The organism is Oricola thermophila (assembly GCF_013358405.1).
Classification (GTDB): domain Bacteria; phylum Pseudomonadota; class Alphaproteobacteria; order Rhizobiales; family Rhizobiaceae; genus Oricola; species Oricola thermophila.
The window spans coordinates 3,952,521-3,972,374 of sequence record NZ_CP054836.1; the positions used below are offsets into that span (position 1 = coordinate 3,952,521).

At 66.3% G+C, this 19,854-nt stretch carries 18 protein-coding genes; 8 read left to right on the forward strand and 10 right to left on the reverse strand.

The annotated features are described in order from the left end of the window. Positions 1-87 precede the first annotated feature (87 nt). Positions 88-1,431 carry a hypothetical protein gene (locus HTY61_RS19160; RefSeq protein WP_197945335.1) on the forward strand — a complete coding sequence of 448 codons (1,344 nt, stop codon included), beginning with the start codon at positions 88-90 and terminating at the stop codon, positions 1,429-1,431. Positions 1,432-1,518: 87 nt separating this feature from the next. On the opposite strand, the gene HTY61_RS19165 is transcribed toward HTY61_RS19160, so the two are convergent. Next, on the reverse strand, positions 1,519-2,082 hold the full coding sequence (locus HTY61_RS19165; RefSeq protein WP_175278310.1) for a carboxymuconolactone decarboxylase family protein: 564 nt from the start codon (positions 2,080-2,082) through the stop codon (positions 1,519-1,521). A gap of 158 nt (positions 2,083-2,240) precedes the next feature. Between HTY61_RS19165 and HTY61_RS19170 the strand changes: the two genes are divergently transcribed. From HTY61_RS19170 to HTY61_RS19180, 3 genes are all read left to right on the forward strand, one after another. Beyond that, on the forward strand, positions 2,241-2,858 hold the full coding sequence (locus HTY61_RS19170; protein WP_175278311.1) for a TetR/AcrR family transcriptional regulator: 618 nt from the start codon (positions 2,241-2,243) through the stop codon (positions 2,856-2,858). A 353-nt stretch (positions 2,859-3,211) separates the two neighbouring features. Then, positions 3,212-4,372 carry a DUF2778 domain-containing protein gene (locus tag HTY61_RS19175; RefSeq protein ID WP_246272858.1) on the forward strand — a complete coding sequence of 387 codons (1,161 nt, stop codon included), beginning with the start codon at positions 3,212-3,214 and terminating at the stop codon, positions 4,370-4,372. Positions 4,373-4,441: 69 nt separating this feature from the next. Further along, positions 4,442-5,218 carry a CPBP family intramembrane glutamic endopeptidase gene (locus HTY61_RS19180; RefSeq protein ID WP_175278313.1) on the forward strand — a complete coding sequence of 259 codons (777 nt, stop codon included), beginning with the start codon at positions 4,442-4,444 and terminating at the stop codon, positions 5,216-5,218. 88 nt (positions 5,219-5,306) lie between these two features. On the opposite strand, the gene HTY61_RS19185 is transcribed toward HTY61_RS19180, so the two are convergent. Then, positions 5,307-7,499, reverse strand: a complete 2,193-nt coding sequence (locus tag HTY61_RS19185; RefSeq protein ID WP_246272859.1) for an esterase-like activity of phytase family protein — start codon at positions 7,497-7,499, stop codon at positions 5,307-5,309. A gap of 326 nt (positions 7,500-7,825) precedes the next feature. Here HTY61_RS19185 and HTY61_RS19190 point away from each other — a divergent pair, with 326 nt between their 5' ends. Both HTY61_RS19190 and HTY61_RS19195 read left to right on the forward strand, forming a co-directional pair. Then, positions 7,826-9,775 carry a putative bifunctional diguanylate cyclase/phosphodiesterase gene (locus tag HTY61_RS19190; protein WP_175278314.1) on the forward strand — a complete coding sequence of 650 codons (1,950 nt, stop codon included), beginning with the start codon at positions 7,826-7,828 and terminating at the stop codon, positions 9,773-9,775. Positions 9,776-9,901: 126 nt separating this feature from the next. Continuing rightward, positions 9,902-10,636, forward strand: coding sequence for a DUF1013 domain-containing protein (locus HTY61_RS19195; protein ID WP_175278315.1), 735 nt, complete (start codon positions 9,902-9,904; stop codon positions 10,634-10,636). A 93-nt stretch (positions 10,637-10,729) separates the two neighbouring features. Here HTY61_RS19195 and HTY61_RS19200 read toward each other — a convergent pair whose 3' ends face one another. Further along, the gene (locus tag HTY61_RS19200; RefSeq protein WP_175278316.1) at positions 10,730-11,323 is read right to left on the reverse strand and encodes a cysteine hydrolase family protein; all 594 of its coding nucleotides are present in this window, start codon (positions 11,321-11,323) and stop codon (positions 10,730-10,732) included. 100 nt (positions 11,324-11,423) lie between these two features. Here HTY61_RS19200 and HTY61_RS19205 point away from each other — a divergent pair, with 100 nt between their 5' ends. Then, a complete protein-coding gene (locus HTY61_RS19205) occupies positions 11,424-12,272 on the forward strand; it encodes a LysR family transcriptional regulator (protein WP_175278317.1) in 849 nt (282 codons plus the stop codon). Between the two features lie 48 nt (positions 12,273-12,320). Here HTY61_RS19205 and HTY61_RS19210 read toward each other — a convergent pair whose 3' ends face one another. From HTY61_RS19210 to HTY61_RS19225, 4 genes are all read right to left on the reverse strand, one after another. Further along, the gene (locus HTY61_RS19210; protein WP_175278318.1) at positions 12,321-13,025 is read right to left on the reverse strand and encodes a helix-turn-helix transcriptional regulator; all 705 of its coding nucleotides are present in this window, start codon (positions 13,023-13,025) and stop codon (positions 12,321-12,323) included. 4 nt (positions 13,026-13,029) lie between these two features. Further along, the gene (locus HTY61_RS19215; protein WP_175278319.1) at positions 13,030-13,407 is read right to left on the reverse strand and encodes a VOC family protein; all 378 of its coding nucleotides are present in this window, start codon (positions 13,405-13,407) and stop codon (positions 13,030-13,032) included. Between the two features lie 94 nt (positions 13,408-13,501). Beyond that, positions 13,502-14,293, reverse strand: a complete 792-nt coding sequence (locus tag HTY61_RS19220) for an SDR family NAD(P)-dependent oxidoreductase (protein WP_175278320.1) — start codon at positions 14,291-14,293, stop codon at positions 13,502-13,504. A 91-nt stretch (positions 14,294-14,384) separates the two neighbouring features. Continuing rightward, on the reverse strand, positions 14,385-16,313 hold the full coding sequence (locus tag HTY61_RS19225) for a propionyl-CoA synthetase (RefSeq protein ID WP_197945336.1): 1,929 nt from the start codon (positions 16,311-16,313) through the stop codon (positions 14,385-14,387). A 199-nt stretch (positions 16,314-16,512) separates the two neighbouring features. Here HTY61_RS19225 and HTY61_RS19230 point away from each other — a divergent pair, with 199 nt between their 5' ends. Then, entirely contained in the window at positions 16,513-16,668 is a 156-nt protein-coding gene (locus HTY61_RS19230) for a hypothetical protein (RefSeq protein WP_175278321.1), read from the forward strand. Here the strand turns inward: HTY61_RS19230 and HTY61_RS19235 are convergent. From HTY61_RS19235 to HTY61_RS19245, 3 genes are all read right to left on the reverse strand, one after another. Further along, positions 16,621-17,394 (reverse strand): SGNH/GDSL hydrolase family protein, encoded by a 774-nt coding sequence (locus tag HTY61_RS19235; RefSeq protein WP_175278322.1) that lies wholly within the window; start codon positions 17,392-17,394, stop codon positions 16,621-16,623. The genes HTY61_RS19230 and HTY61_RS19235 overlap by 48 nt on opposite strands. A 126-nt stretch (positions 17,395-17,520) precedes the next feature. Further along, the gene (locus tag HTY61_RS19240; RefSeq protein WP_175278323.1) at positions 17,521-18,414 is read right to left on the reverse strand and encodes a fructose bisphosphate aldolase; all 894 of its coding nucleotides are present in this window, start codon (positions 18,412-18,414) and stop codon (positions 17,521-17,523) included. Positions 18,415-18,619: 205 nt separating this feature from the next. Continuing rightward, the gene (locus tag HTY61_RS19245; RefSeq protein WP_175278324.1) at positions 18,620-19,819 is read right to left on the reverse strand and encodes a phosphoglycerate kinase; all 1,200 of its coding nucleotides are present in this window, start codon (positions 19,817-19,819) and stop codon (positions 18,620-18,622) included. Positions 19,820-19,854 lie beyond the last annotated feature (35 nt).

The window sequence follows — 19,854 nt, forward strand, 5'->3', positions numbered from 1 at the left end:
TAGAAACTTCTCCAATCTTTCCGACCGGTGAAAATCGGGTAAGCTTGCCTCGTCAAGAATCGGGGGAAGTCGATGAGGCCGGAATACTTGAAGCAGGGCGAACCCGCCCGTCTTTTTCCAGTGTTATCTACCACGTCGAAAGAGGGGCGCACGACTTCGATATTGCTAGCCTGCATGGGCAGGATAGAAGAATTTCGAAGAGACCTGCTGGCGACTGTCGGTGTAAGGGTGGGCAAGCGCACCACCATAGAGTGCTACACGGAAGTCGTCTTCGCCGGTCAGGACCCGGACATGAAAGACCGGCCTGACGGACTCATTGTCCTGTCGACCGGCAGCAAGATCTGGCGCGCGCTCGTGGAAGCGAAAGTCGGGACATCACAACTGGATGCAGGCCAGATAGAGAAGTACAGGCAGATCGCGCGGGATCACAAGGTCGATTGCGTCATCACAATCTCGAACCAGTTCGCGACCCGCCCGGAACACCATCCGCTGGAAGAGGTCAGGAAAAGCAGATCAAGAATTCCAGTGTTTCACTGGTCGTGGATGTCGATCCTGACCTTGGCCGATCTTCTAATCAACACGGATGGCGTCGCGGATGCGGATCAGGCACGCCTGCTTGAAGAATTGCGCCGGTTCCTGACTCACGAGAGCGCGGGCGTGAAAGGTTTCGACCGGATGCCGCCCGAATGGAGCGAGTTGAATAAGCTCGTTTCTGCCGGCGGACGAATCCCGGCAAAATCGGAAGATGCACTGGCGGTGCTTGGCGCATGGCATCAGGAAACGAAAGACTTGTCGCTTATCCTGAGTCGCCAGACCGAAACGCCGGTGTCGGAACGGTTGCCCCGCAGACATCGCAGCGATCCGACCGCCAGAATAAAGGACGGTCTCACAGAATTGCGGGACCATCACCGGCTGACAACAACCCTCGACATTCCGAACGCGGCGGCTCCGCTGGAAATCGTGGCAGACATAACGAGACGCACCATTGATGTCGGCATGACGCTGCGCGCTCCGGAAGACCGCAAGTCCTCGAAAGCCCGCGTGAACTGGTTGCTGAGACAGATCAAGGGCACTCCCCCGGCGGATCTCCAAATCAGGCTCCATTGGCCCGGACGAAGCGAAGCGACGCAGTTTTCCTTTGAAGACCTCTCTGCTGACAACTCGATTGTCGAGAAAGGCAAGGAAACGCTCCAGGTAACGAGCTTTCACATTTTCATCGCCCGCAGGCTCGGCGCACGGTTCACTCAGCAGGTCAATTTCATCTCCGACCTGGAAGAGGTCGTACCGGAGTTCTATCGGGAAGTAGGGCAGAACCTCTCAGCGTGGCGCATGAGTGCACCCCGCATCAAGGAAGACCGGGAACAGGCGGAGGACGTAACCACCGAGGCGCTATATGACGAGAGCGAAGATGAGGCTCAGTCCAACGCATGATTGACGAAGGCCGAATAATGCGACCTTCGTCCTAGGTGTGTGACCTTTGTTCTCTTTCCCTTGGCGGGAGAAGGAGGAACGTCGACGTCAGGCGGCCTTGTCGGCGGGGGACCAGGCGAATTTCTGCATGACCGCGTCGACCGGCGTGTTCGCCAGGTGGTTGGTGTAGTTCGACATGACCTTCTGGCTGTAGCCGAGGATCACCTCGAGGACCTGGCGCTTCGTATAGCCGGCGTCGAGAAAGGCCTGGACGTCGGCATCCGACAGGTTGCCGTGCTGGCGGATCAGCTTGAGCGTGAAGGTGCGCAGGGCCTCCAGGCGCGGGGTCGGCAGGGGCGTGCCGTTGCGCAGCGCCTCGGTGATCGCGTCGTCGACGCCCATCGCCTTGGCGATGCCGGTATGGGCGGGAACGCAGTAGTGGCACTCGTTCTCGACATTGACCGTCTGCCAGACGACGGTCTTCTCGTCATTGTCGAAGCTGGATTCCAGGAACAGTCGGTGCAACTGCTGGTAGCCTTCCAGCAGGCCGGGCGCCTCGGCCATGACGGCGTGCAGGCCCGGGACGCGGCCGAAGGCGGCCTTGGACTTCGCCAGAAGCGGCTTGCTTTCCTCGGGGGCGGTGTTCTCGTCGTGGATGGTGAATTCGGTCATCTCGGTTTCCTTTCCTGCGGCCATCGGGCGGCCGGTGACCGGAGACATAATCCGTTTGAGTGATCACTCAAACCATAAACTTGAGCAATCACTCAAATGTGAACCGGATGTTCCGGCAAGGCGGGACAAGCGGGGCAAGAGCCATTATTGTGGCGCGCATGAAACGGGCACGACCATATGACCGCGACCGGGCGCTGGAGGCGGCGCTCGACCTGTTCTGGCGCAAGGGCTACCACGCGACCTCGCTGAAGGACCTGGAGGCCGCGCTGGCGATGAAGCCGGGCAGCATCTATGCCGCCTTCAAGAGCAAGGAGGCGCTCTATCTCGCCGTGCTCGACCGCTATTTCGAGCGCGGTCGCGGCGGGTTGCGCGAGCAACTGGCGCGGACGGATTCGCCGCTCGAGGCGCTGGCCGAGCACCTGCGCTCCTTCGCTCGGGTGAAGGAGGGCGGTACCGATGGACGGGCCTGCATGCTCGTCAAGACGCTTCTCGACATGCCGCCGGACGAGGCGGCGATCGCCGCACGGTCGCGGCGCTACCTGGACGAGATGAAGGCGGAGATCGCAGCCGCTTTCGAGAAGGCGAAGGACAGGGGCGAATTGCCGCCGGAGGCCGATGCAGCACGGCTGGCGCGGCGCTTCCAGGCCTATCTCGCCGCGCTCAGGATCGAGGTGCATCGCGGCACCGCCCCCGACGAGCTGGCCGCGCTGGCCGAGGACATGGCGGCGGAAGTGGAGGGGCTTCGCGCCCGGCAGGCGAGCCCGTCCGGTGCCTGAACCGGGGCCGGCCGGGTTTACCATGTTCCTTTGCGACACTTCCGTTCAACCGCCCGAAAAGGCTAGAATTGCCGCAGGGATGGCGAAGGGCCTGCCGTGGCGAAGCGGCGGCGGGAGAGTTGATCTGCCGCAATGCGGCGCGCGCGCAGGCTTTGTTAACCATCCGCTGACAGTCTGGGAAAGACGGGGACCGTTCGGGACCGAAGGGAGCCATGCCCGGGATGGGGCAGGGTTCCCGGCCGAAACGGGTTGGCGCATGCCCCGATCGCGCGGAAACGGAACGCCGCGCCGCGCATTCGCCAATTGCCGACCGGCAGGACCGGGAACGGGAACCGCATTCGGGGACACGTGATTTGACAGTTCAGACAGGCCAGCCGGCAAAGCAAGGCAGGCGCGCCCTCTCGGAAAGACGCAGATGGCCGGCACTCGCCGCCCTGGCGCTGGCGACGGCAATTGCCGCGGCGTCGCTCGTCGCGGACGGTGCCGCGCAGCTTTCGGCCGGTCTCGGCGTCGCGGTCGCATCGGCGGACACGCTGCGGCTGGCCGATGCCGTGGCAGACGGACCGCGCCGGGACATCGCGACCGGGCGAAGCGATCGCGTTGCCCGCGTCGCGCCCAGGGACATCCGCGCAACGGCCGGTCCGGAGGCGGCGAAGCCGGCCGCACCCGACCCCCGGCGGCTCGCCGCGCTGCGCGGCACGAGGGATCCCGTGCCGTCCGTCGGCGCCCATGCCTGGATACCCGGCCTTTCGGAGACCGGGTCGACGGCGGAAGTGGAACGGCGGATCGCTCTGGCCTCGGTCTCCGCCCTGCCGGAGCCGGTCCTGCCGGACCTGACGGAAGGCGAAGCTGCGGCGGAAGCGGGCATTCCCGTGCCGGAGCAGAGACCGCGCATCGCCGCCGCACCTTCACCGGTCACGGCGAATGTCGCGGCAGCGCCCGAAAGGCCCCGGACGGAGGGCGGTGCACGCAAGTCCGGCGGCACCGCGCTCGCCTATGCCGATCCCGAGAAGGAGGTCGAGGAGGAGACGCGCGGCGGGATCTTCGGACGGCTGTTCGGACGGCGCAACGAGTCGCTGCTGCCCGGACGCGGCAGCAAGGTGGCCGTCTACGACATCAGCGCGAAGACGGTCTACATGCCGAACGGCGAGAAGCTGGAGGCGCATTCCGGCCTCGGCAAGATGAAGGACAATCCCCGCTACGTGCATGTGAAGAACAAGGGGCCGACGCCGCCGAACCTCTACAAGCTCAGGATGCGCGAAAGCCGTTTCCACGGCGTCGAGGCGATTCGCCTGCTGCCGGCGGACGGCAAGAAGAAATACAACCGCGACGGGCTGCTGGCCCACACCTACATGTATGTGCGCGGCGGCGGGAAGGACAAGTCGCAGTCGAACGGCTGCGTGGTCTTCAAGGACTATGACAAGTTCCTCGCCGCCTTCAAGCGCGGCGAGGTGAAACACATGATCGTGGTGCCGAACCTCAAGGAAGTACCGACCTACATGGCGGCGCTCTAGGGGCGGCATTCCCGGCCCGTTTCGCTCCGCGCCGGTGCCGTCCGACCGTGCTGCCGCGGGACGAGAGCGATGAAAAGCGTCATTTCCTTCATTCTCCTGACATTCGCGATCTCGTGGTCGGCCTGGGGCGCGGCCATCGCGACGGGCAGCGACGCGGCCGGCTGGCGGATCGCGGGCACATTCGGCCCGACGGTGGCGGCGCTGATCCTGTGCGGCCGGGCCGGGCGCGCGGAGACAGGGCGGCTGCTGTCCGGTTTCCTGCGGCTGCGCGCGCCGGCGCACATCTACGCGTTCGCGCTTTTCTCGACGGCCGCGGTGGGCTTCGCGGCGCTGGCGATCGACGGGCTTCTCGGCGGCTCGCCCGACATCGCCCTTTCCGCGCGGCCGGCCATGATTCCGGTCATGTTCGCCTGGGTTCTCCTGTTCAGCGTCGCCGGCGAGGAAACGGGGTGGCGCGGCTACCTGCTGGCGCGGCTGCTGGAACGGACGGGACCGGTGCGGGCCGGCCTCGCCGTGGGATTCGCCTGGGGGGCGTGGCACCTGCCCCTTTGGCTGCTGCCGGGGAATTTCCACGCCGCGATTCCGCCGGCGCCGTTTCTCGTCCAGATACTCGCAATGTCGATCCTCCATACCTGGCTGTGGAGCAGGAGCGGCGACAGCCTGTTCATCGCGCATCTGTTCCATGCCGCGTCGAACACGACGCTCGGCATCCTGCCGCTATTGCCCGGCGAGGGGGCGGACAGTCCGCGGCCGCTCGCGATCGCCGCGGGGCTGGCAGCGATCCTCGCCTGCATCGTCGCGCTCCGGCTGGCCCGCGGGACGGGAACAACGGGCCGGGCCGCGTGACCGGCACCGGGCCGGCTTCCGGCCCGCGAAAGGAAAAGGCCGGGGCGCAATGGCCCCGGCCCGCGAACACGCCCTGGGAGGAAGGCGGTTACATGGTGTCCATGGCGCCGAGGCGCAGGAACAGCGTCTCGCCGTTGGAATCGTCGATGCCGTCATTGTCGGTGACCGCGAAGGCGTTGCCGGCGGCGTCGATGGCGAAGCCCTCGACCTTGTCGACGACATAGCCGCCCGTGGCCTTCAGGTCGGGGATGAAGTCGTGGACCTCTTCCTTTGAGACCAGCGGCAGATCGCCGCCGAGCGGGGCCGGCTTCAGTTCGGACACCGACACGCGGAACAGCTTCTTCAGCTTCGCCGCCTCGCCGATCCGGTTGTCGCGCTCGACGATGTAGACGTGATCACCGTGAAGGGTGATCTCCGACAGGCCGACCCAGCCCTCGCCCTTCGGTTCCAGCGGGTAGGCAACCGCGCCCCATTCCTTCGTCTTCGTGTCGTAGGCGACGAGCTTGACCTGGCCGGCCGGATCGTCGGCCCACTCGCGCTGGATGGCGACCCACAGCGTGTCGCCGATCATGGTGACGCCTTCCGAGCCGAAGCGCTTCTCGACGGCGAGCAGCTCCGGCGGGAAGGGCACGTAGTCCGCGATCTCGCCATCGGCATCGACGTGGTACAATGCGTGCGGGATCAGCCTGTCCGTGCGGCCCTCGGAAGCAAGCCAGAAGCCGCCCTCGCCGTCGGCGGCGATGCCCTCGAGGTCGAGCAGCTGCGCAGCCTGTCCCTCGCGGGTGACGCGGGTGGCCTTCACGATCCTCGCCGGCGTCTCGTTGGCGTCGATGGTGAAGATCGTCGGCTGCATGGCGTAGAAGGAGTCGTTGACCGCATAGAGGATGCCCGGCTTCTCCCGGTCGGCGGCGAGGCCCGAAAGCGCGCCCCAGCCGATCGGACGGCCGTTTTCCATGCCGGAGACGATCATCGGGTACCGCGCCGGACCCTCGCCATAGGCATAGATCGTGACGTGGCTGCGCACGCCGCCGTCCGGGCCGAGATCGGCCTCGTTGGCGACGGCCAGCAGGTTGCGGCCCGGAATGGCGACCGCGCCCTCCGGCGCCAGCGCCGTCGGCAGGAGCTGCACGAATTCCGGCTCGGCGCCGGTGTCCCGATAGACGCCGATCACGGAACCGCGCTCGGACAGCAGGAAGATGTAGGTGTCGTCGCCAAAGGTGCCGACTTCCATGCCCTCCGGCTCGGCGCCCTTGTTGCCCGACCGGCTTTCCGGATAGTGGCCGGCCATGGCGACCTCGTATTCGAAGGAAAGGCCGCTCTCGTAGAGGACCTCGCCGGACTTCGAGAAGATGGTGAAGCCGCGCGAGCCGCCCTCGTAGTCGCCCTCGTTGGCGATCACCAGGCGATCATTGTCGAGCCACTGGACGGCGTCCGGCTCGCGGCGGACGCCCGACAGTGTGCCGTCGAAGGTGAGGGCGCCTTCCTCGGCCGTGTCGACGCTTTCGAGATCGACCGTGCCGGCGGAGAAGTGGGAGAGCACCGCGCCGGTCGCCGCCGAGACGATGGCGATGTGGTTGTTCTCCTGCAGGGTGACGGCGATTTCGCCGGCGTCGTTGAAGTCGACGAATTCGGGCTCCGGATCCTCCGGCGCGATCCCGGCCAGGCCGGTGAGATCGGCAGAGATTTTCGAGTCGCAATCGACCGCGCCGCCGGAAACCTTCAAAATGTCGAGCGTGCCGGCGGGCATCTGCGGGATGACGCCGTCATCGAGATCCTCGTCGCGCTCGTTCTCGATGGCGATGGCGAGAAAGGCGCCGTCCTTCGAGATGGCAACGGAATCCGGCTGGCCGGACAGGGCGCATTCGCCGACGACCGCGCCGCTGGCAATGTCGACGGTCTTCAGGACGCCCGACGGGTTGGTGTAGCTTTCCGAGGTGTTGACGCCGACGAAGGCGTTGCCGTCCTTGACGATGACTGAGGTCGGCTCGCCCTCCAGCGGGATGAAGCCGCCGGGCGCCGGGTTGGCGGGATCGGAAATGTCAACGATGCCGATGCCGCCGAGCGGGCTGTCCGAATAGACCAGCTTCATGCCGTCCCCGGTGGCATGGATGATCTCCGAGGAGGTCTCGGTCGCGGGGTCGGCGCCTTCCGGGAGATTGGTGTTTACCGGGAAGGACGCGATCCGGTTGAAGACATGCCCGCCGTCGGCCTGCGCGGCGGTCGCGGCGAACAGCGCCGCCAGCGCCGTGCCCGCAGACATCAGTCGATATTTCCTGGTCATGCGTCATTACTCCCAATGTCGTGATGTGCCGGCCCCGTGGCCGGCGGAAAGGACACCGGCCTTGTTCGCGAGACACGTGACGGCGCCATGACAGTTCCGCGAAGAGATCGTGACATGCCGCGCCGGGGGAACAGGTCGGCGCCGGCCTTGTCGCCCGGGGAACGAATGCGCCGCCCGGAAAAGGAGCCTTTTAACGGAATCTGAAGTTTCCTTCCCCATGGTGGAGGGTCGGGACTGCCGACGCCGAAAGACGCCGGACGCGCTCGCCGCGCCGATATTCAGGCCGCAGGAACCGGTTCAAAGGGGGCGCGAAGGAGAGTCGGATCGTGCTGGGCGAAGACAAGGTTGCGAAGACAGTCGCGCCGGCCGCGGTCGAGGCGGTGGATCGCCGCGACACGGAGATACAAAGGCGGCTTGCGGAAGCCTACCAGCCGATGCTGCGCGCCATGGTCGTTCCGGCCACCGTCTACTTCGCCATCGTGGCAATTGCCTACCTGATCATCGAGGAACCGGCGGGCAAGGTGCTGCTCGGCACCGTTTCGACGATCATCAGCCTCGCATGTTTCGCCATATCGTGCGAATGCGCCCGCAAGTCGCTGGACCACGGGGAGATCGAGCGCAGGGCCGCCGGACTCCTGCTCATGACCCTTGTCAGCCTCGTCATGCACCACACGCTGCATCTCGAGCCGACAAAGCTCATCTTCTTCGCGCTGGCGATCATGATCGTGTCGGTGGTGGCGATCAGCGCGCGGCTGGTTATCGGCGCGGTCGTGCTGGCGGGCGGCGCCATGATGGCCTTCGCGGTCAAGGCCGGCGGCGACAATCCCATCCATTTCGGTTTCATACTGCTGGCCGCGGCATTCGTCGCCTTCACGGTCTCGGGCCTGACCCGCAAGGCGATCCTGAAGGCCATCGGCGCGAGCATTACCGCCGACGATCTGCGCGAGGCGGCGGAGAAACGCGCCGAACAGGACATACTGACCGGGCTGCCGAACCGGCGGAAGCATTTCGCGGACCTCGAGAAGCGCCTGAAGGCACGGAAGGGCGCGACGCCCCGCTTCGCTGTCGGCATCGTCGATATCGACGGGTTCAAGACCGTCAACGACCGGTTCGGCCACGGCGTGGGCGACCTGCTGCTGGTGGAGGTAAGCGCCCGGCTGCGCGAGGCCTGCGCGGGCACGGGACAGCTTGCCCGTCTCGGCGGGGACGAGTTCGCGCTGATCATCGAAGACCCAAAGGAAGAGGACGGCCTGAAAAGCCTCGGATGCCGGATCCGCGAGGCGATCGGGCAGCCATTCACGATCATGGGCCTGCCGCTGAAGATCTCCGCGTCGGCCGGTTTCGCGATGGAGGAGATCGCGATCGTGTCGGCCTCGGAAATGATGGAGCGCGCCGACTACGCGCTGTTTCACGCCAAGGAACACGGGTCCGGCGTCGAGATATATACCGCGGAACTGCAGACGCATCGCCGCGAGATGAACGCGATCGAACACAATCTTCGCCATGGCGACCTGGAAAAGGAAATCCGCGTCGTCTACCAGCCGCAGATCGACATCAGGACCGGCGAGACCGTCGGTTTCGAGGCGCTGGCCCGCTGGGAAAGCCGCGAACTGGGCCGGGTGCGCCCGGACACGTTCATCGCCGTGGCCGAGCGGATCGGCGCGATGGGCCGCCTGACGCCCCTGTGTCTGCGCAAGGCGCTGGAGGGCGCGCGCGACTGGCCGCCCGGGCTGAAGCTGTCCTTCAACCTGTCCGTGCGGGACATCGAGACGCCCGCCTCCGTCGAGACGATCCGCAGGATCGTCATGGACAGCGGATTCGCGCCGGAAAGGCTGGTGTTCGAAGTGACCGAGACGCTGATCATGTCGGAATACGAACAGGCGCAGCGCTCGCTGAAGACGCTGACCGATCTCGGCGCGCGGGTCGCGCTGGACGATTTCGGCGTCGGCTATGCCAACTTCTCCCATATCGACCAGCTGAACATCGACACGATCAAGATCGACCGGTCCTTCGTCTCGCGGCTCGGCGACAACACCAACTCGCGCAAGATCGTCAACACGATGATCGACATGTGCGCCAGCCTCGGCGTTGACTGCGTCGTGGAGGGGGTGGAAACGGCGGAGGAACTGCAGGTGCTCCGGAGCATGGGCGCCTGCTACGTGCAGGGCTACCATTTCAGCCGTCCGATCGAGGCGGTCGATATCCCCGGATACCTGATGGGCGAGATGGCCCGGCGCGTGAAAAAGCCGTCCCGCGCGGTCTCCCGCGCAAGCTGAGGACAGGGCCTCCTATCCGGTTGCACCGGCCGGCCCGACGCTGTATAGAACGGCCATTCTCCGGAAATCAGTGGTTCGATACCACGCCCGCGGTACCGGCCCGGGCGAACAGGAAAGGTATTTCCAATGGCCAATACGCTTCTGATGCCCAAGGCAACCGCTGTCTGGCTGGTCGACAACACCGCGCTGTCCTTCGACCAGATCGCAGAGTTCTGCAAGCTGCATCCGCTGGAAGTGAAGGCGATCGCCGACGGCGAGTCGGCACAGGGCATCAAGGGTCTCGACCCGATCAATACCGGCCAGCTGACGCGCGAGGAGATCGCCAAGGGCGAATCCGATCCCGAATACCGGCTCAAGCTCGCGCAGTCGAAATACGTGGTGCCGGAGCGGCGCAAGAAGGGACCGCGCTACACGCCGGTCTCCAAGCGCCAGGACCGCCCGAACGCGATCCTGTGGCTGGTGCGCAACCATCCCGAGCTGAAGGACGCGCAGATCTCGCGCCTCGTCGGCACGACCAAGAACACGATCGAGCAGATCCGCAACCGCACGCACTGGAACTCGGCCAACCTGCAGCCGGTCGATCCGGTGGCGCTGGGCCTCTGCTCGCAGATAGACCTCGACTTCGAGGTGCAGAAGGCGGCGAAGAACCGTCCGCCGGAGCCGGTCGAGCAGGGCGACAGCCTGCTGCCCGCCTCCATGACCGAGAACCTGCCGGTCGACGACATCCTCTCCACCCCGGTCCGGCCGAAGGAGGAGGAAGAGGAACTCGACGCCGACGCGGTCTTCGCGCGGCTCTCCTCGCTGAAGGGCTCGCAGAGCGAGGAAACGGAAGAGGGACAGGAAGGCGGCGAGGAGCAGTAGGCCCCGCCACGATCCGATGGAAAGCGGAAGGCCCGCCGAAAGGCGGGCCTTTTGCGTTCGGTGCCAAGGATGAGCTGCGGCGGGCAGCCGGCGCTAGATGATGTCGGTGGTGCGCGCGACGATGGCGAAACGGTCGGCCAGCTCGGCGAGCGCGACGCGGTGGACCGTGCCCGCGTCGATGACGTCACCGGAGCCGTCCGGAAGATCGCGCGTGGCGCATGCATCGGAAGCGATCGTTGACATGTAGCCGAGATCGAGCGCCGCGCGCACCGTCGCGCTGACGCACATGTGCGTCATGAAACCGGCGACGATCAGCTTGCGCCGCCCGGTCTTCGCGAGCGCAGGCCCGAGCCCCGTATCGGCGAAGGAATTGGGCCGGGCCTTCTCGATAACGGTCTCGCCGGGAAGCGGCCCGATGCCGTCGATGAAGGCGCCGCGCCAGGCGTCGCGATCGAACGGGCCGTCCTTGCCGCCGCAGTGGGCTACGTGGAAGACCGGCGTCCGCGACGCGCGGGCGCGGGCAAGAAGGCGCTCCGACGCCTCAATCGCCGGCGCGACACCCGGCAGCGCCAGCGGGCCTTCGAGATACTCGTTCTGACAGTCGATCAGCACGAGGCAGGCCTCGTCCAACCGGGCGGGGGCGAGGTCGGCACCGGCCATCTCGAGCAGGGTTTTCGGGTGGTTCATTGGCCTTGTCTCCATTTCCTTCGCCCGGATAGCACCGGCTGCATGTTGCAATCACGCAGGGATTTTGCAGTATATGCCTGCAATTTTGCAGGATATGCGGATGCAACCGGCGAGCGCCATGGACTGGGACGACCTGCGGATCGCGGCCGCCGTGGCCCGCGCGGGAACCTTTTCCGGCGCCGCCGCGGAGCTGGGCCTCGACGCGACCACGGTGGCGCGGCGTATCGCCCGTCTCGAGGCCGCGCTGGCCTTCCCGCTGTTCCGGGCCGCCGACGGCAGGCGCCGGCCCACCGCGCAGGGTGCGGAGATCCTTGCCCATGTCGAGGCGATGTCCGCTCACGCGGCCGCGATCCGCGCGGTGCAGCCGGCGGGAGAGGGCGTTGCCGGGCATGTGCGCGTGTCGGCGACGGCGAATATCTGCGACCGCGTCCTGGCGCCGCATGTCGCCGCGCTGCTGAAGGCGCATCCGGGCCTGTCGCTGTCGATCCTCGCCAGCGATGCCAATGCCAGCTTCTCGCGATACGAGGCGGACATGGCCGTGAGGATGGCAAGGCCGCAGAAGGGCGGCTTCGCGATCCGCAGGCTCGCCGCCCTGCCGCTGGTGCTGTGGGAGCCGGAAGCGCCATCCGGCGACACGATTGTGTGCGCCTATCCCGAAAGCCTGGACGGAACGCCGGAAATGGCCGAACTCGCCCGGCTGGGCCTGGCGGACCGGGCCCGCTTCCGGTCGAACAGCGTCGGCGCGATCCGCGCGGTGCTCGCCTCGGGCGGTGCCGCCGCCGTGCTGCCGGACCCGGGCGGATCCGAGGCGTTGCCGTTGCGGCGCACGCCGCTGCAGGGATATCGCGAGGCGTGGCTGCTCATCCAGCCGCATCTGAGGAAGGATCCCGCGGCACGCTGCGTTGCCGGATGGATCGCGGACTGTTTCGCGCGGATTGGTGTCGCCTAGCCGTCGTGGTCGAGCGAGAAACGGCAGCTCGCTGACCGGCTTCAGCCGTTAGCGCCCGTCGGGGGATATCTCCCCGCATTCCTCCATCCGGCGGTAGAAATCGCGGATCGTCTTGCCGGGCTCGGGGCGGAAGGTCTCGGGCAGGGGCTCGATGGCGCGGACGCGGTCGACGCGGAACATGCGGAAGTCCTCGCGAAGCAGGCACCAGCCGACGAACAGCCAGCGGTTGCCCCAGAACCAGAGGCCGAGCGGGCGGATGGAGCGGCTGGTCGTCCTGTCCTCGCCATCGACATAGTCGAAGCGGATGAGGTTCCTCGATTCGGCGGCGCGCTCGACGACATCGAGCTTGGCGCGGTCCTCGTCGCTCATCAGGAAGGTCGGGGCGTGGATCTCGGTGGAGCGCAGGCGGGCACGCTCGGAATCGGGGAGGACAGCCGCGATCTTGATCAGCGCCTCCTCGGCGGCGCGGGCCAGCGTCGCCCCGCCCCAGGCCTTGACCAGGCGGGCGCCGGCGACCAGCGACACGATCTCGTCGCGCGAGAACATCAGCGGCGGCAGGTCGAAGCCCTCCCGCATGATGTAGCCGACGCCCGCCTCTCCGTCGATCGGCACGCCCGTCGACTGGAGGTCGGCAATGTCACGGTAGATCGTGCGCTCCGACACTTCCAGCCGCTCGGCGAGCATCCTCGCCGTGACGAGACGGCCGCCGCGCAGATGCTGGACGATCTGGAACAGACGGTCGGCTCGCCGCATCGGATCAGGCCGCGAAGGAGAAGAGGCCGATGGAATTGCCGTCCGGATCGGCGGCGTAGAAGAAGTGCCCGGCCGGTATGTCGATCACCGGCGAGACGACCTCGCCACCGGCTGCCTTCACCCGCGCCATCGCGTCATCGAGCGAGCCATCGACGGCAAGATGGATCGTGTTGCCGCTGCCCCTCGCGGCGGGCGTGCCGGGGTAGAGATGCCCCGAAACGCCCGTGTCGGCCATGGAGGAAAACATGACCATCGGATTGGGGCCCTCGTCATTGCGGGTCATCTCGATGGAGAGCGCTTCTTCGTAGAAGCGCTGCGCGGCGTCGAGATCGGTGACCGGGATCTCGAACCAGACGGCGGTATTCTTCAGTTGTTCGGACATGGCTGTTTCCTTTCGGGTGAAGCGGATGACAGCCAAAATCTCGCACACCCCTCCTGACACCATCCTGTCAGGAGGCGTGGCAGAAGGAAAGCCGTCACTCCTCCTCGGGCACGGCGACGGTGTAGTTGAGCGCAAGGCGGCCGCCGTCGGCATAGATCGTCTGCCCGGTGACGTAGCCGGCCTCGTCGGAGGCGAGGAAGGCGACGACCGAGGCCATCTCCGCCGGTTCGCCGATGCGCAGCAGCGGCGTGCGGGAAAGAATGCGGTTCTTCGCGGCGGGGTCGTCGTTCACCGAGGCCAGCATCTCGGTCATGATCGACCCGGGGCCGACTGCGTTGACGCGGATGCCATATGGCGCCAGCGACAGGGCCATCACCTTCGTCAGCTGGTTCACGCCGCCCTTGGACACGCAGTAGGGCACCTGGTTGGGAATGGCGACCGTGCCGTTGATGGAGCCCATGTTGACGATGGCGCCGGCGGGACCGCCGTTCTTCACCTTGTCGACCATGATCCGCGCCGCCGCCTGGCCGCACAGGAACTGGCCCTTCAGGTTCACCCGCATGACGCGGTCGAAATCCTCTTCCGTGATGTCGAGGAAATCGGCGCCGTGAACGATTCCGGCATTGTTGACGAGAATGTCGATGTCGCCGAAGACGTCGAGCGTCGAGGCCATCAGGTTGTGGACGGAAAGCCGGTCGCCGACATCGGCGGCGATGAAGCGGATATCGCCAAGCGAGGAGAGCTCCTTCTCGGCCGCCGCGCCCTTCCTCTCGTCTATGTCGGCCAGCGCGACGCGCACGCCGTCCTGCAGAAGCCGCTTGACGATCGCGTAGCCGATGCCCTGCGCGCCGCCGGTGACGATCGCGATCTTGCCGTTCAATGCCATTTGTATCTCCCTCGGATTGGTCCGGGAGAGTGCTAGGCCCGGCGGCGGGCGGGCGTCAAGCGGTCGTGTCGCGCCCGCCGTTCCCGGACGCTCAGATGAAGCCCTGGCCCACCTTGCGGCGCCTCAGCACCTCGCCGATCTCGTCGAGGATCGCCGGGTCGTCGATGGTCGCCGGCATCTTCCATTCCTGGCCGTCGGCGATCTTCTGCATGGTGCCGCGCAGGATCTTGCCGGACCGGGTCTTGGGCAGGCGCTTGACCGCGAGCGCGATCTTGAAGGCGGCCACGGGGCCGATCTCGTCGCGCACCAGCTTCACGACCTCCTTCTCGATCTCCTCGACGGGACGGTCGACACCGGAATTGAGGACCAGGAAGCCCGCCGGCAACTGGCCCTTCAGGCTGTCGGCGATGCCGATGACGGCGCACTCGGCGACATCCGGATGGGCCGCGATGACCTCCTCCATCGCCCCGGTGGACAGGCGGTGTCCGGCGACATTGATGATGTCGTCGGTGCGCGACATGATGAAGAGGTAGCCGTCCTCGTCCATGTAGCCGGCATCCGCCGTCTTGTAGTAGCCGGGGAACTCGTCGAGATAGGCCGAGCGGAAGCGCTCGTCGGCATTCCACAGCGTCGGCAGGCAGGAGGGCGGCAGCGGCAGCTTGACGACGATGTTGCCGAGCGTGCCCGCCGGCACCGGGTGACCCTCGTCGTCGAGGATCTGCACGTCATAGCCGGGCATGGCGACCGTCGGCGAGCCGATCTTGATCGGCAGTGCGCCGAGGCCGACGGGATTGCCGGCGATCGCCCAGCCGGTCTCGGTCTGCCACCAGTGGTCGATCACCGGGACGCCGAGCTTCTGCTGCGCCCACTTGACCGTGTCGGGGTCCGCGCGCTCGCCGGCAAGGAACAGGGAGCGCAGGCTCGACAGGTCGTATCTCGGGATGAAATCGCCCGCAGGGTCCTCCTTCTTGATGGCGCGGAAGGCGGTCGGCGCGGTGAACAGCGCGGCGACCTTGTGCTCCTCGATGACGCGCCAGAAGGTTCCGGCATCGGGCGTTCCGACCGGCTTGCCCTCGAACAGGATCGTCGTCGCGCCGTACACCAGCGGGCCGTAGACGATGTAGGAATGGCCGACCACCCAGCCGACATCGGAGGCGGCCCAGAAGACCTCGCCCGGCTTCACGCCGTAGAGCGCGTCCATCGACCAGTTGAGCGCGACCATGTGGCCGCCGTTGTCGCGTACCACGCCCTTGGGCTGGCCGGTCGTGCCGGAGGTGTAGAGGATGTAGAGCGGGTCGGTGGCGGCGACGGGAACGCAGGGCACCTCGGTACCCGCTTCCATGTGCGCCCAGACGGCCGCAGCGTAGTCGACGTCGCGGCCGGGCTCGAGCTCGTAGGGGTGTTCCTCGCGTTCCAGCACCACGCATTTGGCGGGCTTGTTCTCCGCCATCTCGATGGCCGCGTCTAGCATCGGCTTGTAGGGCACCTGGCGGTTCGGCTCGATGCCGCAGGAGGCGGCGATCACCACCTTCGGGTGACAGTCGTCGATGCGGGTCGCGAGCTCGTGGGCGGCGAAGCCGCCGAAGACCACGGAATGGACCGCGCCGAGACGGGCGGTGGCGAGCATCGCGAAGGCGGCCTCCGGTATCATCGGCATGTAGATCAGGACGCGATCACCCTTCTCCACGCCCTGGTCGCGCAGCACCGCGGCCAGCGCCTCGACCTCGCGCTTGAGCTCGGCATAGGTGATCGTGCGCTTCTTTCCCGTGATCGGGCTGTCATAGATGATCGCCGGCTGGTCGCCGCGGCCGTTCGCGACATGCCGGTCGACCGAGTTGTGACAGGTGTTGCACTCGGCACCGGCGAACCAGCGGCCGTAGACGCCGGCTGCGGGGTCGAACACCCTGTCCCACGGCCGGAACCAGTCGATCCCCCGCGCCTGCTCGGCCCAGAAGCCCTCGGGATCGGTTTTCCACTCGGAATAAACCGCGTGATAGCGCGATGCTTCGCCGTTGGTCATGGCGCGACATTTCCTCCACTCGATATCGTTTCCGACCGGTCTCTCCTCCCCGGTTCGGCTGCGCCCGCGCATGCGCTTGCGCTGCAATGCGCGGCCGCCGGGTTCAAACGTGCCAGAGCGGATGCTATTCGTCCATTTGACTTACGGCCAATCGCGACAAAACCGCGCACACACCGGCGAATGCCGGACGGGAGTTCACGTGATCAAACTGCTATCGCTGTTCGTGGTGCTGGCCATGATCGTGCAGATCATCAAGCCGATCGGCCTGCCGGGGCTGAGGCGGCGCAGCGACTTCTGGAAACTGCCGCTAGCCGGCCTTGTGGTGATCATCGCGATCAGCGCGTTTCAGCTCTAGCACGTTGTCCGGATCGCGCTGTCCGAAAACGAAGTCGGCCAGGTGCTCGGCCCACGTGCGGTAGCCGTCCGGCCCGGCATGGAAGCCGTCGCGGGCAAAGCCCTGCGGGCCGCGGATCGGAACGGGTTCGGCAACAATCGCCCCGCGCTCCCTGCACAGGCGCTCGCCCATGGCGTTGATGAGTTCGGCGCGCATCTGCAGGATTCGGCCGAGCGCGCGCGGAAGGGCGGGTATCCTCGTCATGTCGGCGATCGGCGCCCAGATGATGCGGGCACGGGGAAAGCGCGTGCGCGCGGTGTAGAGCAGCGTTCCGAAATCGCGCTTGAAGCGGCGCACGGCATGGAAGTTCTTCATGTCGTTGGTGCCGACGGCGAGCACGACATGGGTGAAGTCGTGCCCCTCGACATGGGGCAGGACATGATCACGCAGGTCACCGGCGGTGGCGGAATTGGCGCCGGCGGCACGCCAGCGAACCGGGCGGCCGGTGCGCTCCGCCAGCACGCCGGCGAGGTTGAAGGCGAGCGTGTCTTCCAGCGCGGTCATGCCGACACCGGCAACGGAGGAATCGCCAGCAACCAGCAGGCGGATCTCCTCGCCCTTGCCGGGGAAATGTCCCTCCGGGGGAACGTCAGCCGGAAGCAGGCGCTCGATCCGAAGGCGCAGGGCGATGCCTTGCCAGACATAGACGGGAAAAGCGACCCAGGTGAACAACGCCTTCGAGAACATGACCGACTCCGTCCCGGCAAACAGACAATCCGCGGCGCGGGGCGCCACGGATTCCATATAGAGCCCCACCAGGTCTCAACAATATGACAATGGCGTGAACGGCGGCCGGCAAGGCCGCGGCCCGCGTCAGCCGGCGCGCGATGCCTCGTAGATGCTGTCGATCGCGCCGGCGAGAACCGCATTGAACTCGTCGTCGCCCTGGTCGGCGGACAGGCCCTCGGTGAGCGCGCGAGAGAAGGAGGCGATCACGCCCGTGTTCTGCGCCAGTTTCTCGTTCGCCTCGTCGCGGGTGTACCCGCCGGACAGCGCGACCACGCGCATGACCCGGGGATCGTCGACGAGCGGCTTGTAGAGATTCGCCTTGGTCGGCAGGGTGAGCTTCAGCATGATCCGCTGGCCGGCGGGAATGTCGTCGAGATGCTTCGTGATCTCGGCGAGGAGCATGTCCTCCGCCTCGGCCTTGTCCGCGATCGAGATCGTCACTTCCGGCTCGAGGATCGGCACCAGGCCGTGGCCGAGGATCTGCCTGCCGACCTCGAACTGCTGGTCGACGATCGCCGCGATGCCCTTCGCGTCCGCCGCGTCGACGACCGAGCGCATCTTGGTGCCGAAAATGCCCTTGGCGACGGCACGCTCCAGCGTGGCGTCGAGGTTCGGCATCGGCTTCATCAGCTTCACGCCGTCGCTTGCCTCGGCAAGGCCCTTGTCGACCTTGAGGAAGGGAACCACGCGGCGCTGCTTCCACAGATACTCGGCCGTGGGCACGCCGTCGATGTCGCGGTCCATGGTCTGCTCGAACAGGATCGCGCCGATCACCTTGTCGCCGGTGAAGGCGGGGGACTTGATGATGCGCGTGCGCATCTGGTGGATCAGGTCGAACATTTCCTGCTCGGTCGTCCACGCGGTTTCCGGCACGCCGTAGAGCCTCAGCGCCTTCGGAGTCGAGCCGCCCGACTGGTCGAGGGCCGCGATAAAACCGTCCTTGCCTGCGATCTGCGCCGCCATGTCCGCCTGCGTCATCAGTGTCTCCCGAGATTCGTTGTGCCCGTCCGGCGCAGATGCGCCCGGGGCCGGATTTTCCCAATTGGTCAGGGACTTAGCAGAGGCGGTGTGCGGAAGAAATACGGCGGCGGCCCGCCTGAAACGATTAAAATTTCCTAAATCGTTTTAAAAATGTTGAAAACCGATGCCGCGCGAGCCTCGCCCGCGCGGCCGGTGTCGCGATTCAGGCGGTCAGCGCGGCGACGCCCGGCAGTTCCTTGCCTTCCATCCACTCCAGGAAGGCGCCGCCGGCTGTCGAGACATAGGTGAAGCTGTCCGCGACATCCGCATGGTTTAGGGCCGCCACCGTGTCGCCGCCGCCGGCGACCGAGACCAGCTTTCCTGCGGCCGTCTGCTCGCCGGCGAATTTCGCCGCGGCCACGGTGGCCTTGTCGAAGGGCTCGATCTCGAATGCGCCGAGCGGGCCGTTCCAGACCAGCGTCGCGGCCTTCCCGATCCAGGTGTTGACCAGCGTGACGGTGGCCGGGCCGACATCGAGGATCATGGCATCGGAGGGCACGGCGGAAACATCGACCGTCTCGTTCTCCGCACCGGCCTTGAACTCGCGCGCGACGACGGCATCGACGGGCAGGACGATGGCGCAGCCTGCGGACTCGGCCTCCTGCAGAATCGCATTGGCCGTATCGGCGAGATCGTGCTCGCACAGCGATTTCGCCACGTCGACGCCCTTCGCCGCGAGGAAGGTGTTGGCCATGCCGCCGCCGATCACCAGCGCATCGACCCTCCGGACGAGATTCTTCAGCAGGTCGATCTTGGTCGAGACCTTGGCACCGCCGACGATGGCGACGACCGGCCTCTCCGGATTGCCGAGACCCTTCTCCAGCGCCTCCAGCTCGGCCTGCATGGTGCGCCCGGCATAGGCAGGCAGAAGGCGGGCGATGCCCTCGGTCGAGGCGTGCGCGCGGTGGGCGGCGGAGAAGGCGTCGTTCACGTAGATGTCGCCATTGGCCGCAATGGCCTTGGCGAGATCCGGATCGTTCTTTTCCTCTCCGGCATGGAAGCGCGTGTTTTCCAGCAGGAGAATGTCGCCATCGGCCATTTCGCCGATTTCCGTCTTCGCTTCCTCGCCGATGCAGTCGGCGGCAAAATCGACGCGGTGGTCGAGTTCCTCCTCGAGCGCCGCGGCGACCGGGCGCAGCGACATCTCGGGTACGACCTTGCCCTTCGGGCGGCCGAAATGGGCCAGCAGGACGACCTTGGCGCCCTTGCCCGACAGTTCCGTGATCGTGGGCACGACGCGGCGGATGCGCGTGCGGTCGGTGACGACCCCGTCGGCCATCGGCACGTTCAGATCGACGCGCACCAAAGCACGCTTGCCGGCGATGTCGGCGGGTAGGTCGTCAAGGGTCTTGAATTTCGCCATGAAGGGACTCTCCTCGATTTCTGCGCCATGCCTAC

What these genes read in the sequence shown, in the direction of transcription:
- HTY61_RS19170 (WP_175278311.1), top strand. Translation starts at nt 2,241, where the DNA reads ATGAAACGGGCACGACCATATGACCGCGACCGGGCGCTGGAGGCGGCG.
- HTY61_RS19225 (WP_197945336.1), bottom strand. Translation starts at nt 16,313, where the DNA reads ATGACCAACGGCGAAGCATCGCGCTATCACGCGGTTTATTCCGAGTGG.
- HTY61_RS19205 (WP_175278317.1), top strand. Translation starts at nt 11,424, where the DNA reads ATGCAACCGGCGAGCGCCATGGACTGGGACGACCTGCGGATCGCGGCC.
- HTY61_RS19215 (WP_175278319.1), bottom strand. Translation starts at nt 13,407, where the DNA reads ATGTCCGAACAACTGAAGAATACCGCCGTCTGGTTCGAGATCCCGGTC.
- HTY61_RS19200 (WP_175278316.1), bottom strand. Translation starts at nt 11,323, where the DNA reads ATGAACCACCCGAAAACCCTGCTCGAGATGGCCGGTGCCGACCTCGCC.
- HTY61_RS19165 (WP_175278310.1), bottom strand. Translation starts at nt 2,082, where the DNA reads ATGACCGAATTCACCATCCACGACGAGAACACCGCCCCCGAGGAAAGC.
- HTY61_RS19180 (WP_175278313.1), top strand. Translation starts at nt 4,442, where the DNA reads ATGAAAAGCGTCATTTCCTTCATTCTCCTGACATTCGCGATCTCGTGG.
- HTY61_RS19185 (WP_246272859.1), bottom strand. Translation starts at nt 7,499, where the DNA reads ATGACCAGGAAATATCGACTGATGTCTGCGGGCACGGCGCTGGCGGCG.
- HTY61_RS19220 (WP_175278320.1), bottom strand. Translation starts at nt 14,293, where the DNA reads ATGGCATTGAACGGCAAGATCGCGATCGTCACCGGCGGCGCGCAGGGC.
- HTY61_RS19235 (WP_175278322.1), bottom strand. Translation starts at nt 17,394, where the DNA reads ATGTTCTCGAAGGCGTTGTTCACCTGGGTCGCTTTTCCCGTCTATGTC.
- HTY61_RS19195 (WP_175278315.1), top strand. Translation starts at nt 9,902, where the DNA reads ATGGCCAATACGCTTCTGATGCCCAAGGCAACCGCTGTCTGGCTGGTC.
- HTY61_RS19210 (WP_175278318.1), bottom strand. Translation starts at nt 13,025, where the DNA reads ATGCGGCGAGCCGACCGTCTGTTCCAGATCGTCCAGCATCTGCGCGGC.
- HTY61_RS19240 (WP_175278323.1), bottom strand. Translation starts at nt 18,414, where the DNA reads ATGACGCAGGCGGACATGGCGGCGCAGATCGCAGGCAAGGACGGTTTT.
- HTY61_RS19245 (WP_175278324.1), bottom strand. Translation starts at nt 19,819, where the DNA reads ATGGCGAAATTCAAGACCCTTGACGACCTACCCGCCGACATCGCCGGC.